General features: G+C 62.6%; 15 protein-coding genes. 6 read left to right on the top strand and 9 right to left on the bottom strand.

Features of this window, described 5'->3' with window-relative positions; genetic code table 11:
- Positions 1–34: 34 nt before the first annotated feature.
- The 6 genes from ACYG97_RS25360 (at position 35) to ACYG97_RS25335 (ending at position 6,398) form a co-directional block, all read left to right on the top strand.
- Positions 35–952, top strand: a complete 918-nt coding sequence (locus ACYG97_RS25360; RefSeq protein WP_023732679.1) for an AraC family transcriptional regulator — start codon at positions 35–37, stop codon at positions 950–952.
- Positions 953–1,181: 229 nt separating this feature from the next.
- On the top strand, positions 1,182–2,453 hold the full coding sequence (locus ACYG97_RS25355; protein WP_023693095.1) for an ABC transporter substrate-binding protein: 1,272 nt from the start codon (positions 1,182–1,184) through the stop codon (positions 2,451–2,453).
- 98 nt (positions 2,454–2,551) lie between these two features.
- A complete protein-coding gene (locus ACYG97_RS25350) occupies positions 2,552–3,418 on the top strand; it encodes a carbohydrate ABC transporter permease (RefSeq protein ID WP_023729771.1) in 867 nt (288 codons plus the stop codon).
- An 11-nt stretch (positions 3,419–3,429) separates the two neighbouring features.
- A complete protein-coding gene (locus ACYG97_RS25345) occupies positions 3,430–4,242 on the top strand; it encodes a carbohydrate ABC transporter permease (RefSeq protein WP_023671259.1) in 813 nt (270 codons plus the stop codon).
- A 15-nt stretch (positions 4,243–4,257) separates the two neighbouring features.
- Positions 4,258–5,304, top strand: coding sequence for an NAD(P)-dependent alcohol dehydrogenase (locus tag ACYG97_RS25340; protein ID WP_023732680.1), 1,047 nt, complete (start codon positions 4,258–4,260; stop codon positions 5,302–5,304).
- Between the two features lie 2 nt (positions 5,305–5,306).
- Positions 5,307–6,398, top strand: coding sequence for an ABC transporter ATP-binding protein (locus tag ACYG97_RS25335; protein ID WP_023732681.1), 1,092 nt, complete (start codon positions 5,307–5,309; stop codon positions 6,396–6,398).
- A 53-nt stretch (positions 6,399–6,451) separates the two neighbouring features.
- Here ACYG97_RS25335 and ACYG97_RS25330 read toward each other — a convergent pair whose 3' ends face one another.
- From ACYG97_RS25330 to ACYG97_RS25290, 9 genes are all read right to left on the bottom strand, one after another.
- Entirely contained in the window at positions 6,452–8,038 is a 1,587-nt protein-coding gene (locus tag ACYG97_RS25330; protein WP_023732682.1) for an FGGY-family carbohydrate kinase, read from the bottom strand.
- 134 nt (positions 8,039–8,172) lie between these two features.
- On the bottom strand, positions 8,173–8,832 hold the full coding sequence (locus tag ACYG97_RS25325; protein ID WP_023729776.1) for an HAD family hydrolase: 660 nt from the start codon (positions 8,830–8,832) through the stop codon (positions 8,173–8,175).
- Positions 8,833–8,843: 11 nt separating this feature from the next.
- On the bottom strand, positions 8,844–10,322 hold the full coding sequence (locus tag ACYG97_RS25320; protein WP_023732683.1) for a mannitol dehydrogenase family protein: 1,479 nt from the start codon (positions 10,320–10,322) through the stop codon (positions 8,844–8,846).
- Between the two features lie 46 nt (positions 10,323–10,368).
- Positions 10,369–11,139, bottom strand: coding sequence for an L-iditol 2-dehydrogenase (locus ACYG97_RS25315; RefSeq protein ID WP_023683590.1), 771 nt, complete (start codon positions 11,137–11,139; stop codon positions 10,369–10,371).
- Positions 11,136–12,140 (bottom strand): ABC transporter ATP-binding protein, encoded by a 1,005-nt coding sequence (locus ACYG97_RS25310; RefSeq protein WP_023689168.1) that lies wholly within the window; start codon positions 12,138–12,140, stop codon positions 11,136–11,138. The genes ACYG97_RS25315 and ACYG97_RS25310 overlap by 4 nt, the downstream gene beginning before the upstream one ends.
- A 50-nt stretch (positions 12,141–12,190) precedes the next feature.
- Positions 12,191–13,015, bottom strand: coding sequence for a carbohydrate ABC transporter permease (locus ACYG97_RS25305; RefSeq protein ID WP_023732684.1), 825 nt, complete (start codon positions 13,013–13,015; stop codon positions 12,191–12,193).
- An 11-nt stretch (positions 13,016–13,026) separates the two neighbouring features.
- Positions 13,027–13,899 carry a carbohydrate ABC transporter permease gene (locus tag ACYG97_RS25300; protein ID WP_023671249.1) on the bottom strand — a complete coding sequence of 291 codons (873 nt, stop codon included), beginning with the start codon at positions 13,897–13,899 and terminating at the stop codon, positions 13,027–13,029.
- A gap of 119 nt (positions 13,900–14,018) precedes the next feature.
- Positions 14,019–15,329 (bottom strand): ABC transporter substrate-binding protein, encoded by a 1,311-nt coding sequence (locus tag ACYG97_RS25295; RefSeq protein ID WP_023671248.1) that lies wholly within the window; start codon positions 15,327–15,329, stop codon positions 14,019–14,021.
- 242 nt (positions 15,330–15,571) lie between these two features.
- On the bottom strand, positions 15,572–15,853 hold the full coding sequence (locus ACYG97_RS25290) for a hypothetical protein (protein WP_023683593.1): 282 nt from the start codon (positions 15,851–15,853) through the stop codon (positions 15,572–15,574).
- Between the last annotated feature and the right edge of the window lie 53 nt (positions 15,854–15,906).

Raw genomic sequence — 15,906 nt, 5'->3', positions numbered from 1 at the left:
GGTCCGCTTCCTCATTCGCCCCGGAGAACAGACGATGGCATTCAGGCGCAGAAAGAACACGGCCGCGATCCCTCGCACGGTGCCCGCTTTCGAGCACATCGTCACCGAGGCGAGCGACAGTTTCCTGTGGCGGCTCGACGACTATCCCTGGGAGCGCAATGTCTGGAATTTTCATCCGGAATACGAGATCCATCTCCTGAGGAAGTCTTCCGGGGTCGCGCTGGTCGGCGATCACATCGGCGAATTCGGGCCGGGCTACCTGAGCATCGTCGGCGGCGGGCTGCCGCATGACTGGGTGACATCGGTGCAACCCGGCGAGCTGATCGAAGGACGCGACATCGTGCTGCAATTCGATCCGCAGCGGCTGCGCGGCTCGGCGGGACTGCTGCCGGAACTGCGCGAACTGGAACCGTTCCTGGAGCGATCGCTGCGCGGCATGCTCTTCCATGGCCGCGCCGCGCTCGAAGGCGCCGCGCTGATGGAACGGATGGGCACGGTGCACGGGCTCGCCCGGTTTTGCCTCTTCCTCGAACTGGTCGATTTGCTGGCTAGGACAGACGAATACGAGCTTTTGTCCTCGCCGGATTTCTCACCCGCGCTCGACGCAACCTCGCTGGACATCATCCAGCGCACGCTGACCTATCTCTTCCAGCACTTCGCCGAGGACCTGAAGCTGCCGGAGGCGGCGGAGCTGGCGGGGATGAGCGAAAGCACGTTTTCGCGCTTCTTCCAGAAAAACACCGGCAACAGTTTCAGCGACCACATCGCCAAGCTCCGGCTCTGGCAAGCCTGCAAACTGCTGGCGGACACCGATATTCCGATCACCGACATCTGCTTCCAGGTCGGCTACATGAACATCTCCAACTTCAACCGCGCCTTCCTGCGCAAGCACCGGATGACGCCGTCATCCTACCGCAAGCTGTCGAAGCAGCGGATGACGATGCGCGCCTGAAAACCGGCCTTCCTCACTCCATCGGTACTCATGTGACAGAGGCCGTGCAGGCGGGCCGGATTTTGCAGCGCACAATGCATAAAAGTACAGGTCTGCTGCAACGGGGCTTCTAGCGCGGCCTTTAGCAACTCCTCATTTTGGCGATGGGTGGCTTGTCGCTCGGGCGATGGCGAGGATCGCGCAACCGAAGACTTCCGCTTCCTGCGACTGTTCCTGGAGGAGAAAATCAATGAAACCAATTCGGCTCGCTGCGAGCATAAGCGCAGCTTTCATGCTTACCACGACCCTCTCGACCATGGCGCTGGCGGCGCCGGTCTGCTCGGCGCCGGTCAAGGTGCTGGCGCAACCGCGTGACGGGCTGACGCTGCTGGAAGCGTCCAAGGACGAGTTCCAGAAACTGGCCGGCGCCAGCTTCCAGATCGACTATCTCAACGAGAACGACCGCCGGGCAAAGTCGCGCGCCGATGCGTCCACGGTCGGCAACTACAACGTCTACTATGTCGACGAAGCCAATGTCGCGCTGTTCGCCTCGTCGAAATGGATCGTGCCGCTCACCGACTATTACCCGGCTGACTACGACTACGCCGATTTCGACCCGGGCCGGCAGAAGGTCGCCACCTATGACGGCAAGGTGTGGTTCGCGCCGCTGACCGGCGGCGGCGACCTGATGGTCTACCGCAAGGACATTCTGGAAGCCGCCGGCATCCAGCCGCCGAAGACGCTGGACGAGTTGATCGCCGACGTGCCGAAGCTGACCGATCCCGACAAGGGCATGTACGGCATCGCGCTGCGCGGCGCGCGTGGCTCGGGCGCCAATGTCTGGCGCTGGATGCCGTTCTTCAAGGCCTATGGCGGAAAATGGTTCGACGGTGACAAGCCGGCTTTCAACTCCGAGGCCGCGGTCAAAGCGACCGAGACCTATCTTAAACTGTTCAAGGATTCAGCGCCCGGCACGCAGACCGGCAGCTGGGATGAATCGACCGGCGCCTTCCTGTCGGGCCAGGTTGCCATCTTGGTCGAATCGACGCCGCTGTCGGGCATGGCGGTCGACCCGAAGACCTCGCAAGTGGTCGGCAAGATCGGCTTCCTGCCGCCGCCCTCGCCACTGACCGGCGGCGGCTACGGCCACGGCCTCGCCATCGCCGCCAAGGCCAATGCCGATGACGCCGCGAAGCAATGCGCCGGCCTGTTCATCGCCTGGGCGACGTCGAAGGAGAACGAGAAGCGCCGGCTCGACGCGCACCAATTCGGCGAGCTCAACCGCACCAGCGTGCTGTCCAGCAAGGAGTTCGCCGACATCTATGGCGCCGATCTCGGCCAGGCGCTTGCCGATACCGGCAAGGTGACGGCGGTGAACTTCTGGCAGGATCCGCGCTGGCCGGATCTCGGCGACCGCTGGGGCATCATCCTGGAAGAGCTGGTCACCGGCACGCGCACCGACGTCAAGGGCGGCCTCGACGAACTCGAGGCCTACGCCAACGAGCTGGTGAAGAAGAAGTAATCCTCCCGCCCGCGGCGCGCGGTCCACGGCATTCGACCGGATGCCGGGACCTGTGCGCCGCGGGTTCTCCCCAAAAAGGCACAGCCCGAGGATAGGCAATGCGCCGACGCTCTTCCCTGCCCGTGACGTTTCTGGTTCCGACGCTCGCCATTCTTCTGGTGCTGTCGATGGTGCCGACGCTGTACGCCATCGTCATTGCGCTGCAGAACCGCGAGCTGAGCTCGTCGAACTATTCCTGGGTCTGGCTGTCGAACTTCATCGACCTGTTCGCCGACCGGCGTTTCCTCAACGCGGTCTGGGTTTCGGTGAAGTGGGAAATCGTCACCGTGGTGGCGACGATGATGGTGGCGATCGGGCTCGGCGTGCTGATGTTCGAAGTAGCGTCGCCGCGGCTGCGCAACATCTACTGCCTGCTGTTCATCATCCCGGTGCTGTTGCCGCGTGTCTCGGCGGCCTTCGTGTGGAAGTTTGCCTATCATCCGCTCTACGGCATCGCCACCTATCCCTACAGGCTGATCACCGGCGGGTTGATCTTCGACCCGCTGTCGAAGCCGTCGACGGCCCTGTTTGCCGTCGCCTCGGTCGATGTCTGGCAGTGGGGACTGTTCTTCGCGGTCATCGTGCTGAAGCTTCTGGAGACCTTGCCGCCGCAGCCGATCGAAGCGGCGCGGCTCGACCACGCCAAACGCTGGCAGATCCATGCCTATGTGACCTTGCCTATGCTGAAGGCGCCGCTGATCAGCCTGATGTTCGTCAAGATGATCGAATCGCTGCGCTCCTTCGACCTGATTTATGTGATGACGCGCGGCGGGCCGGGCGTGGCGACCGAGACGCTCGACATGTACGCCTTCTCGCAAGGCTTCATCGAATCCGGCAAGGTGTCCTATGCCTCGGCCATGGCGGTGCTGATGATGATCGCGACTGTCATCACCTTCACCATGCTGTGGAAGCGGGTGCAGGCATGAGGCCGTATCGCATGAGACCGGGCCGCCTCATCGGCAAGATCATCCTGGCCTTCGCCGGCTTCATGGCGGTGTTTCCGCTCGCCTGGACGGCGGTCAATTCGCTGAAGAACAATGTCGACATCATCACCCGCGTGCCGCGCCTGGTGTTTACCCCGACCTTCGACAATATCAGCTACATCATCGGCCGCGACAGCGTCATGACCGGTCTCTATAACTCGGTCATTTCCTGCGGCGTCGCCGTGCTGATCGGCGTCATGCTCGGCCTTCCGGCAGCCTATGCGGTGGCGCGCTATCCCAATCGCTTCGCTGGCGACATCCAGTTCTTCGTGTTGTCGCTGCGCTTCCTGCCCCCGGTGGCAGTCGCCATTCCGCTGATGGTGATCTGGCTGCAGATCGGGCTCTACGACACCTTGCCGGCGCTGATCGTCACCTATTCGCTGCTCACCATCTCGGTGATCATGTGGCTCGCCATTCCCGCCTTCCAGGCCGTGCCGAAGGAAATCGAGGAAGCCGCTTTCGTCGACGGCTACGGCGCTTACTCGGTGTTCTGGCGCATTGCGCTGCCGGTAGCGGCGCGCTCGCTGATCGGCGCCGTCGCCTTCAGCTTCGTGCTGGTGTGGAACGAATTCCTGATCGCGCTGATGCTGTCCAGTTCCAACGCCAAGACATTGCCGATCGTCGCTTCCGAACTTTCACAGCAAGGCATGAACGTGCCGTGGGGAATCCTCAACGCCTCGGTCGTGCTGTTGTCGCTACCGCCGCTGCTGTTCCTCGGCGTGCTCAGCGGCTTCCTGAATTCCGTTTTCCGGCAAAAAAAGACTTGATGCGAGGACTTACCTATGCGGGCACTGGTGCTTGAGAAAAAAGGCGAACTGTCGCTGCGCGAGATCGCGCTGCCGCTCGACGTCGGACCGGGCGATGTCAAGATCGCCATCCACACGGTCGGCGTCTGCGGCAGCGACGTGCACTATTACACCCATGGCGCGATCGGCAGCTATGTCGTGCGGGCCCCGATGGTGCTTGGCCACGAAGCCGCGGGAACGATCGTCGAGGTCGGCGCCAATGTCGGCACGCTGAAGGTCGGCGACCGCGTCTGCATGGAGCCGGGCGTGCCGAACCTGTCGTCGCGCGCGACGAGGCTCGGCATCTATAATGTCGATCCCGATGTCAGCTTCTGGGCGACACCGCCGGTGCATGGCGTGCTGGCGCCCTATGCCGTGCACCCGGCCGCCTTCACCTACAGACTGCCGGACAATGTCAGCTTCGCCGAAGGCGCGATGGTCGAACCCTTTGCCATCGGCATGCAGGCGGCGAGCCGCGCCCGCATCGTGCCTGGCGACGTCGCCGTCGTCGTCGGCTGCGGCCCGATCGGCATCATGATCGCGCTGGCGGCGCTGGCCGGCGGCTGCTCGAAGGTGCTGATCTCCGATTTTTCCGGACCCAAGCTCGAGATTGCCGCACAATATCCCGGCATCGTGCCGGTCAATATCAGCGAGCAATCGCTGGTCGACGCAGTCTCCGCCGCGACCGACAATTGGGGCGCGGATATCGTGTTCGAGGCGAGCGGCAGCCCGAAGGCATTCGCCGACCTGTTCGATGTCGTGCGGCCGGGCGGCGCGGTGGTGCTGGTCGGACTGCCGGTCGAACCGGTCAGCCTCAACGTTCCGGCGGCGATCTCCAAGGAAGTGCGCATTGAGACGGTGTTCCGTTACGCCAACATCTTCGACCGGGCGCTGCAGCTGATCGCCTCGGGGAAGGTCGACCTCAAGCCGCTGATCACCGGCACTTATGATTTCTCCGACAGCATCAAGGCCTTCGAGCGGGCGGCGCAAGGCAAGCCGCAAGACGTCAAGCTGCAAATCCTGCTTACCGGCGAGAAGGGCTGACCATGTCCGCGATCGTTTGCTCCCATGTCGACAAGGCGTATGGGGCTACCACCGTCATCCGCGATCTCAATCTCTCGATCGAGGAGCATGAGTTCGTCGTGTTCCTAGGCCCATCCGGCTGCGGCAAGTCGACCTTGCTCAGGATGCTGGCCGGGCTGGAGGATATCAGCGGCGGCGAAGTGTCGATCGGCGGCAGAGTGGTCAACGATCTCGAGCCCGGCGAGCGCGGCATCGCCATGGTGTTCCAGAACTATGCGCTCTACCCGCATATGACGATCTTCGACAACATCGCCTTTGGGCTCAAGCGACAGAAAGTAGCCCCGGCCGAGATCCGGAAGCGGGTCGAGGCGGTGGCAAAGACGCTCGGCCTCGAACCTTACCTCGCCCGCAAACCGACCGAGCTTTCCGGCGGGCAGCAGCAGCGCGTAGCGATTGCGCGCGCCATGATCAAGACGCCGAAAGTGTTCCTGTTCGACGAGCCGCTGTCGAATCTCGACGCCAAACTTCGCAACCATATGCGGGTCGAAATCGCCCGCCTGCACCAGTTGCTGAAGACCACTACCGTCTATGTCACCCACGACCAGCTCGAAGCGATGACGCTGGCCGACCGGATAGTGCTGCTCAGGGATGGCGTCATCGAACAGATCGGCTCGCCGGCCGAGATCTATCGCCAGCCGGGCAATCTGTTCGTCGCAGGCTTCATCGGTACGCCGAACATGAATTTCATCGACGTGGCCGTCGGGCGGAAGGACGAACGCTGGACGCTGACAGGCGGCGGCTCGACCTTCTTCATAGAAGGCTCGGGCTTCGATCTGCGCGGCGTCCAGCGCGCCGTGCTTGGAATCCGACCGCCGGACCTGAAGACCGCCGGCGCTCAGAGCATCAATCTTCTGCAAGGCACCGCCGACCTTATCGAGTTCCATGGCAATGACGCGCTGGTGACGTTCGCCTGCGGCGGCAAGGAGGTCGGCGCGTTGGTATCGGCCCGCGAATGCCCGGCGTTGCGCGCGCCTGTGCGCTATACGTTCGAGGAGGAGAGCGTGCATCTGTTCGACGCGGCGACCGGCGCATCCTTGCGCCGGCGAGAAGCCTAAATCTGTACGCAATTCCGGACGGAAAACCGTTTCACACTTTTCCTGGAATTGCTCTAGCCGATGGCGTCGAGCGCCTGCCGCTGGCGGTGCATTTCGAGGAAGATCCTGTAGTCGCGGTCGAAGCGGCCTGACGCGGCCGGGTTCGAGGTGCGCGCCCTGCCGCCTTGCTGCATGGCGACGCAAGCGGCATTCAGGTCCGGGAACAGACCGGCCGCGGTGGCGGCGACCATGCCGGTGCCGAGCAGAACGGCTTCGTCGGCCAGCGGCTCGATCACCGCGCAGCCGGTCGCGTCGGCATAAAGCTCCATCAGCAACGGGTTCTTGGTGTGGCCGCCGGTGACATGCAGCGTGTCGATGAGATAGCCGTTCTCGTTCAGCGCCTCCAGCACATGGCGCACGCCGAGTGCGATGCCGACGGCGGTGCGCCAATACAGCTTGCACAGACTGTCGAAGGAGGAATCCAGCGTCAGCCCGCTGACCACGCCGACGGCATGCGGGTCGGCAAGCGGCGAGCGGTTGCCGTGGAAATCCGGCAGCACATGCAACCTCGCCGCCAGCTTGTCGCCTTCGGTGCTACGCAGTTCAGCGACGCGCCTGGCGATCTTGGCATGCATGGCCGCATCCGGCTCGCCGCCGGCGCCGTGCCAGCGGATGATGTGGTCGAGCAAAGCCCCGGTAGCCGACTGGCCGCCTTCCGACAGCCAGAGCTTTGGCAGTGCGGCGCCATAGTATGGACCCCAGACGCCGGCGAAAGGCTGCGGATCGGGCGACATGGCCATGACGCAGGACGAGGTGCCGGCGATCAATGCCAGATGGCGGCCGATATTCTGCTCGTCGCCAGCAAAGCCGCCGAGCACGCCAAGCGCGCCCGCATAGGCATCGATGACGCCGGCGCCGACGCGACAGTTTTCGCTCAAGCCCAACTCCGCCGCCGCTTCAGGGGTGAGCGTGCCGATGTCTGCGCCGACAGCACTTGCCTTCTCCGGCAGGCTGCCGTGTTCGAACAGATCGCCAAGCCCGACCCTGTCGAAGAAGTCACGGCGCCAGCCGGTGTCCTCATGCGCCAGATAGGTCCATTTGGCGGTCAGCGTGCATTGCGAGCGCGCCAGCGAACCGGTCGCCTTCCAGGTAAGGAAATCCGTAAGGTCGAATAGGTAGCCGGCCTCATGCCATGTTCCCGGCAGATTGCGCTTCAGCCACATCAGCTTCGGCGTCGCCATTTCCGGCGACATGACGCCACCGATATAGTCGAGTGCGGCGTGGCCGCTATCGGTGCATTCATCTGCCTCGGCGATGGCGCGATGGTCGAGCCAGACGATGGTGTCCCAGCGCCGTTCGCCCGTCACCGAGACGCTGAGCTGGCCGGCATTCCTGTCCAGCACCACCAGCGAGCAGGTGGCGTCGAACGACATGCCGACAATATCGTCGGCTGACACACCGGCCTTTTCGCGCGCGGCACGCACCGCGATGCAGACCGCCGACCAGATATCCTGCGAATTGTGCTCGGCGTGATCGGCCTTCGGCTGGTTCATGACGATCGGATGCTCGGCGCGGCCGAGCAAGGTGCCTGACGTATCGAGAATGCCCGCGCGGGCGCTCCCGGTGCCGACATCGACCGCGCAAACGAAGCTCTTCGTCAAGATGCTTTTACTCTCGCTCCCTAGAGCCGTATGATTTCAGGTCTGTTCGACCTGAAATCTGAATCCGTCTCTAAATCAAAGAAGTAGAGCATGATGTCGTCCGAAAACCGCTTCACACTTTTCGGCATCATGCTCTAGCCTGCAATCAGATCGGGCAATTGCAGCATGTCCGCGAATATAAAGTCCGGTTCACTCGACGCAAGCCGCGCTTTCAAGGCCGGGTTGCCGGCGTGCGAACCGCCGGTGAAAGCAAAGACGCGCATGCCGGCCGCACGCGCCGCCGCGATGCCGGCAGGGCTGTCCTCGATTACGATGCAATTACCGGGATGCGCGCCCATGGCGGCGGCGGCATGGAGAAAAAGATCCGGCGCCGGCTTGCCGCGCGCGACCATGGCGGCACTGAACAGATGCGGCTCGAGCAGGCCGAGCAGACCGGTGACGTCGAGCGCGTAGCGTATCCGGTCGAGCGTGCCGGAGGAAGCGACGCAGCAGGGTACGCCCAGCCTCGGCAGGATGTCGCTGATGCCGGGAATCGGCTTCAACTCCTCGCGGAATTTGCGCATCAGTTCGACGCGCATGTCGGTCAGATGCACGTCGGTGATGTCGATGGTGAAATCGCGAAGAAGTATCTCGCGCACGCTCTTCATGCTCTTGCCTAGGAAATGCTCGTAGGCGGTATCTTCGCTGACCGAGCCCCCGGCGGCAGAGATCATGCCGAGCAGAGCCGAAACCGACAGCGCCTCGCTGTCGACCAGCACGCCGTCACAGTCGAAGATGACCAGTTCGGGCGTCATTGCGGCTGGCGTCAGAGCTTGCCGGAGATGTAGCGCGTCAGCGTCGCGCGCGTGCCATTCGCCCACAAGACGTTGAGCGCATAGGCAAAGGCCTCGGCGAACGGCGCCGAGCGGCCGACGTGGCCATATATATCTTCCATCGCAAGCCAGGCACCGGGCTTGTCCTTCGCCGCCTTCGCGCTTGCCTGCAGCCGGTCCCAGCTCGGGTCGTTGGCCTCGATGACCGCGCCGCTGTCTGTGGTGCCGAAGCAATAGCGGCACCACAGCGCCGATTCCAGCGCGAGACCCGCAACGCTCTTCCCGGCTTTGAGCCGGTCGGCGATGGTCGGGATGATGAATTTCGGCTGCCGGTTGGAACCGTCGAGGCAAAGCCGGCGGATGGTGTCGCCGATCTTGGGGTTGGAAAAGCGGTGCTCGATGAGCTGGTAATAATCCTCCAGCACGGTGTCCGGCACCGGCGGCACGGTCAGGATGATCTCGTCATGCTCGAGCTTGGCGAGGAAGCCGCGCACCAGCGGCTCCTGCATCGCCTCATGGACGAAATGGATGTCCATCAACCCTGCGGGATAAGCGATCGTGGCATGACCGCCATTGAGGATGCGGATCTTCATCAGTTCATAGGGCGCGACATCCCTCACGAATTGCACACCGACCTTTTCCAGCGGCGGGCGGCCGTCGGTGAAATGATCCTCCAGCACCCATTGCTTGAACGGCTCGCAGAACACCGGCCAGTTGTCCTCGAGGCCGAACTCGGTGGCGAGAATACCGCGCTCGCGGTCGGAGGTGGCGGGGGTGATGCGGTCGACCATGCCGTTGGGAAAGGCGACATTGTCGCTGACCCAGTTTGCCAGATCCTCATCGATCAGCCGGGCGAGGCCGATGACGCCATCCGAGGTGACATGGCCATTATGAGGGATGTTGTCGCAGGACATGACGGTGAACGGCACGATGCCGTCGGCCCGGCGGCGTATCAGGCCCGCAAGGATGAGGCCGAACACCGTCTTCGGCGTCGTGCCTGCCTGTGCGTCGGCGACGATGTCGGGGTGGGTCGGGTTGAACTTGCCGGAGGCCGGATCGATGAAATAACCGCCTTCCGTGATGGTCAGCGAGACGATCTTGATCGCCGGATCGGCGAGCTGGTCGATGATGGCATCGGCATCGCCGGGCGTCAGGAAGTCAATCATGACGCCGGTGACGCGGGCGCTCATATGGTCGGAATCCTGCTCGACCACGGTGGTCAGCCAGTCCTGCTCCTGCAGCTTGGAACGACCGATTTTTTCGCCCTCGAAGACCCCGGCGCCGACCAGCGCCCAGTCATGGCCGATGCCTGCATTGAAGAGATCGTCGAGGTAGACCGCCTGATGCGACCGATGGAAATTGCCGACGCCGAAATGGACGATACCGGGTTTGAGCCTGGAGCGATCATATCTGGGACCGGCGACCTTGGCGGGGAGTTCCGAGAGGATCGAGGAGGAGAGTTTCACGGTCATTTTTCTACCCTTTTGGCCGGGCTGCGGCCTTCGTGATCCCGGCCCATCAACTCATCCATTGGCCGCCATCGACATTGTAGGTCTGGGCGACGATGTATTCGGCGTCGTCGCTGGCCAGGAAGACCGCCATGCCGGTCAGGTCCTCCGGCTTGCCCATGCGGCCATAGGGCACGCCCTCGCCGACCAGCCGCTTCTTCTCGCCCTTCGGCCGGTTCTCATATTTGGCAAACAGCGCATCGACCTCATCCCACATATCGCTGTCGACGACGCCGGGCGCGATGCCATTGACGTTGATGCGGTGCTTGATCAGGTCGAGCCCGGCGGACTGGGTCAGCGAAATCACCGCGGCCTTGGTGGCGCAATAGACGGCGACCAGCGGCTCGCCGCGCCGTCCTGCCTGGCTGGCGATGTTGATGATCTTGCCGCCCTTGCCCCTTGCGATCATCGAACGCGCCGCTGCCTGCAGCATGAACAAAGTGCCGGCGACGTTGACGGAGAACAATTTGTCATAGCTCGCTTCGGTGATCTCGACGATCGGCGCCAGGTCGAACAAGGCAGCATTGTTGATCAGTATGTCGAGGCCGCCGGTCTTTGTTTCGACCGCCTTGACCGACGCCTGGATCGAAGCAAGGTCGCTGACGTCGAGCCTGACCGGATAGGCGTTGGCGCCAATCTCGGCGGCCGTGTTTTCGGCAGCCGCCAGATTGATGTCGGCAATGGCCACCGTGGCACCCTCGCGCGTATAGGCTTCGGCAAAAGCCCTGCCGATGCCGCGCGCGGATCCGGTGATCAGCGCCGATTTGCCTTTCAGTCTCACTGCGTCAGCGCCTTTCCGTCGGGGCCGAAGCGATGCATGCGGACCTTGTCCGGCGTCAAATAGATGGTGTCGCCGTGGCGTACGGCCAGTTCGCCATCGGCGCGTACCGTCAGCGGACCGACGCCGTCGGCCTGGACATGCAGGAAGGTGTCGGAGCCCAGATGCTCGGCGACGCCGACAAGGGCTTTCCAGTCACCCGCGGTGGTCGATATCCCCATATGCTCAGGACGAATGCCGATGGTCTTGGCGTTGTATTTGGCCGCCGGCGCACCTTCGATCAGGTTCATTTTCGGCGAACCGATGAAGCCCGCCACGAATAGGTTCTTCGGCGACTTGTAGAGTTCCATCGGCGAGCCGACTTGTTCGATGTTGCCGGCGTTGAGCACGACGATCTTGTCGGCCATGGTCATGGCTTCGATCTGGTCGTGGGTGACGTAGACCATCGTCGTCTTGAGCTGATGGTGGAGCTCGCTGATTTCGAGCCGCATGGTGCCGCGCAGTGCGGCATCGAGGTTGGACAGCGGCTCGTCGAACAGGAAGGCCGAGGGCTGGCGCACGATGGCGCGGCCGATGGCGACGCGTTGCCGCTGGCCGCCGGAGAGCTGGCCGGGCCGGCGTTCGAGATAGTTGGTGAGATTGAGGACCCGGGCTGCGTCCTTCACCTTCTTGTCGATCGTCGCCACATCTTCGCCCGCCATCTTCAGCGGGAAGCCGATGTTCTTGGCCACCGTCATATGCGGATAGAGCGCATAGGACTGGAATACCATGGCCAGCTTGCGCTTGGCCGGCGCCTCGCCGGTGACGTCACGGCCATCGATGTTGATGGTGCCCCCGCTGGTGTCCTCGAGCCCGGCGATGAGGCGCAGCAACGTGGACTTGCCGCAACCCGACGGCCCGACGAAGACGACGAACTCGCCATTCTCGATGACCAGGTCGAGGCCTGGAATGATGACCGTCGATCCGAAATGCTTGGAGACGTTCTTGAGCGTGATGTTTCCCATGGTTTCCTCCCCGAGGGGTTATTTGGCCGGATTGCTTCAGGCAACGTCCGTTATTTTACCGCGCCGAATGTCAGGCCGCGCACCAGCTGCTTCTGGCTGAACCAGCCCATGATCAGGATGGGGGCGATGGCCAGCGTCGAGGCCGCCGAAAGCTTGGCCCAGAACAGGCCTTGCGGGCTCGAGAACGAACTGATGAAGGCCGTCAGCGGCGCTGCCTCGGTGGTGGTCAGGCGGATGGTCCAGAAGGCTTCGTTCCACGCCAGGATGATGTTGAGCAGCATGGTCGATGCGATGCCCGGCACGGCCATGGGGGTCAGCACATAGACGATCTCGCCCCACAAGGTGGCGCCGTCCATGCGTGCCGCTTCCAGGATCTCGCCGGGGATTTCGCGGAAGTAGGTGTAGAGCATCCAGATCACGATGGGCAGGTTGATCAGCATCAGCATGATCATCAGGCCGATGCGGCTGTCGAGCAGTCCGGCATCGCGGAAGATGAGGTAGATCGGGAACAGCACGGCAACCGCCGGCATCATCTTGGTCGAGAGCATCCACATCAGGATGTCCTTGGTCCACTTGCCCGGCGAGAAGGCCATCGACCAGGCGGCCGGAACCGCGACTATCAGGGCCAGGATGGTCGAGCCGACCGAGAGCAGCACCGAGTTGAAGAAGAACTTGAAGTAGCCGCTCTGCGCCTGGACCTCGGTATAGCTCTCGAACGTCCCCGACGGGATCAGCGCGAAGCCCTGGATGGCCTCCTGCTCCGACTTGAACGAGGTGATGATCGTGTAGAGGATCGGGAAGAAGATCAGCAGCGCGACGATCCAGGCGGCGCCTGTCGCCATGACCTTGTGTTGGGTGGTGACTGCACGTGCCATCGTATCCTCCCTTACTTGTCCAGGTTCTTGCCGACCGCGCGCATGGCGAAGAAGGCGACGATGTTGGCGAGAATGACGGCGATGACACCGCCGGCCGATGCCTGGCCGATTTTGAACTCCAGCAATGCCTTCTGGTAGACGAGGAAGGGCAGGTTGGTGGAGGCATAGCCGGGTCCGCCATTGGTGGTGACCAGGATTTCGGCATAGACCGACAGCAGGAAGATGGTCTGGATCAGGATGACGACGGTGATGGCGCGCGACATGTGCGGCAGCGTCAGATAGATGAAGCGGCTGACGAAGCCGGCGCCGTCCATCTCGGCGGCTTCCTTCTGCTCGCCGTCGAGCGACTGCAATGCGGTCAGCAGGATCAGCGTTGCGAAGGGCAGCCATTGCCAGGCGACGATGATGATGATGGCAAGCATCGGATGCTGCCCGAACCAGTCGATCGGTTGAGCCCCGAAGAAGCGCGCAATGTCGGCAAAGACGCCGTATTGCGGGTGCATGATCATGTTCTTCCAGACAAGTGCAGCCACCGGCGGCATGACGAAGAACGGAGAGATGACGAGGATGCGGACGATCCCCTGTCCCCACATCGGCTGATCGATCAACAGCGCCAGCATGATGCCGCCGATGACGGTGATCAGCAGCACGCTGCCCACCAGGACCAGCGTGTTGAGGATCGACTGCAGGAATGCCGGGTTGGAATAGAACAGCGAGTAATTCGAGAACCAGACAAACCCGTCGCGGATCGGATTGAGCGGATTGTACTGCTGGAAGGAGAACCAGATCGTGAGTGCCAGCGGCACGATCATCCAGACGAACAGCAGCACCACGGATGGCGCCAACATAAAGCGGGCAAGCGAACGGGTCTGCTGAGTAGCCATGACGGTCACCCTTCAAGGTCAGCCAAATTTTCAGGTGTGTGAAAGGGGCCGCCCGAACTGGGATTCGGGCGGCCGTTGCCGGCCAAGGAGGCGGCCGGCATTCGGCACCGGGAGGAGCCTTACTTGATATAACCGCCTTCGGTCATGGTCGCGGTGGCGGCGTCCTGCGCCTGCTTGAGCGCGTCGTCTACGCTGGTCTGGCCGGCGAGCGCCGCCGAGAACAGCTGGCCAACGGTTGTGCCGAGGCCCTGGAACTCAGGAATGGCGACGAACTGCACACCGACATAGGGCACCGGCTTGACGGTCGGATGCGTCGGGTCGGCGGCATTGATCGAGTCCAGCGTCATCTTGGCGAACGGAGCCGCCTTCTGATACTCGGCATTGGCGTAGAGCGAGGAGCGCGTGCCCGGAGGAACGTTGGCCCAGCCTTCCTTCGAAGCAACCAGTTCTGCGTAGTGCTTGCTGGTCGCCCAGGAGACGAACTTCTGTGCGGCGTCTCCCTTCTGCGTGCCGGCCGGGATGGCCAGCGACCAGGCCCACAGCCAGTTGCCGCGCTTGCCCAGACCATTGTCGGGGGCCAGTGCGTAGCCGACCTTGTCCGCGACGGTCGAGTTCTTCGGGTCGGAGACGAAGGAGGCGGCGACGGTGGCGTCGATCCACATGCCGCACTTGCCCTGCTGGAACAGCGCCAGGTTTTCGTTGAAGCCGTTGGACGAGGCGCCCTCGGGACCGTCGGCCTTCATCAGATCGACATAGAACTGCAGCGTGTTCTTCCATTCCGGCTGGTCGAATTGCGGCTTCCAGTTCTCGTCGAACCAGCGGGCGCCGAAGGAGTTCGACATGGCGGTGAGGAAGGCCATGTTCTCGCCCCAGCCGGCCTTGCCGCGCAGGCAAACGCCGTTCACGCCATTGGCGCGGTCGGTCATCTTGTCGGCGGCCTGCTTGATGAAGTCCCAGGTCGGGGCGTCGGGCATCTTCAGCCCGGCCTTCTCGATCAAGTCCTTGCGGTACATGACGAAGGAGCTTTCGCCGTAGAAGGGCGCGGCATAGAGCTTGCCGTCGACCGACAGGCCGCCGGCGATGGCCGGGATGATGTCCTTGGCGTCATAGTCGTCGCCGAGCTTGTCGAGCGGCAACAGCCAGTTCTGCTTGGCCCAGATCGGAACCTCGTAGGTGCCGATGGTCATAACGTCATACTGGCCGCCCTTGGTGGCAATGTCGGTGGTGACGCGCTCGCGCAGCACGTTCTCTTCGAGCGTGACCCAGTTGAGCGTGACGTCGGGGTTAGCCTTGGTGAAGTCGTCGGTCAGCTTCTGCATGCGGACCATGTCACCATTGTTGACGGTGGCGATGGTGATGGATTCGGCATGCGCGGCGAAAGCGAAGGCGCTGGCCGACAACAGGCCCAAAGTGAGCGTGCGCAGTTTCATCAAATTCCTCCCATGAACCAAGATGAGCATTTGCCTTGGTAATGGGCAATTACTCACTTGGCGTTAATTATGTCAAGCCGGATTCGATGCTGCAGCGCAGCACGCAAGGCGGAGCGCGGCGTTGCGCGCGTAGAGGATATTGAATGGATTTGGGAAGCTGTTTGCACGGGATGTGAGAGCGGGTTGATGCCGACCCATCGCAACCCAATCATGGCGCCAAGGGAGCGATAGGGCCCAGCCCGTCAGCCGTGGGACGGGTAGCTTCCGACGGAATATTCGAAAACCCTGCCGTCGCGTGTTTGCTTGGCTCTGGTCAGCACTTCCGTCACCTGGATCCAGCTGGGCTCGTCCTTGCGCAGCCTAACTTCCCGGCCGATTGCCTTCACGGCAGCTTGAAACGGCGTAAATGCTTCGATCACCTGCGTCGTGCGCACGGTGTTGTTTTCGATTTCTTCGACGCGATAGACTTTCATCAGCCGGCTGATCGACCCTGTTTCAATCTGCAGACGATTGATCCTGCTCAATTGGGTCGTCACAAGCACAAGCCTATGCCGGGCGAGTGATATCGACAGCGTTT

Source organism: Mesorhizobium sp. W067, from assembly GCF_054719525.1.
This window is presented reverse-complemented; position numbering and strand designations above follow the sequence as displayed.

Excerpts from the sequence above, each read along its gene's own strand:
- ACYG97_RS25355 (WP_023693095.1), top strand. The coding sequence starts at position 1,182 with ATGAAACCAATTCGGCTCGCTGCGAGCATAAGCGCAGCTTTCATGCTT.
- ACYG97_RS25310 (WP_023689168.1), bottom strand. The coding sequence starts at position 12,140 with ATGGGAAACATCACGCTCAAGAACGTCTCCAAGCATTTCGGATCGACG.
- ACYG97_RS25325 (WP_023729776.1), bottom strand. The coding sequence starts at position 8,832 with ATGACGCCCGAACTGGTCATCTTCGACTGTGACGGCGTGCTGGTCGAC.
- ACYG97_RS25305 (WP_023732684.1), bottom strand. The coding sequence starts at position 13,015 with ATGGCACGTGCAGTCACCACCCAACACAAGGTCATGGCGACAGGCGCC.
- ACYG97_RS25345 (WP_023671259.1), top strand. The coding sequence starts at position 3,430 with ATGAGACCGGGCCGCCTCATCGGCAAGATCATCCTGGCCTTCGCCGGC.
- ACYG97_RS25295 (WP_023671248.1), bottom strand. The coding sequence starts at position 15,329 with ATGAAACTGCGCACGCTCACTTTGGGCCTGTTGTCGGCCAGCGCCTTC.
- ACYG97_RS25300 (WP_023671249.1), bottom strand. The coding sequence starts at position 13,899 with ATGGCTACTCAGCAGACCCGTTCGCTTGCCCGCTTTATGTTGGCGCCA.
- ACYG97_RS25335 (WP_023732681.1), top strand. The coding sequence starts at position 5,307 with ATGTCCGCGATCGTTTGCTCCCATGTCGACAAGGCGTATGGGGCTACC.
- ACYG97_RS25320 (WP_023732683.1), bottom strand. The coding sequence starts at position 10,322 with ATGACCGTGAAACTCTCCTCCTCGATCCTCTCGGAACTCCCCGCCAAG.
- ACYG97_RS25350 (WP_023729771.1), top strand. The coding sequence starts at position 2,552 with ATGCGCCGACGCTCTTCCCTGCCCGTGACGTTTCTGGTTCCGACGCTC.
- ACYG97_RS25360 (WP_023732679.1), top strand. The coding sequence starts at position 35 with ATGGCATTCAGGCGCAGAAAGAACACGGCCGCGATCCCTCGCACGGTG.
- ACYG97_RS25340 (WP_023732680.1), top strand. The coding sequence starts at position 4,258 with ATGCGGGCACTGGTGCTTGAGAAAAAAGGCGAACTGTCGCTGCGCGAG.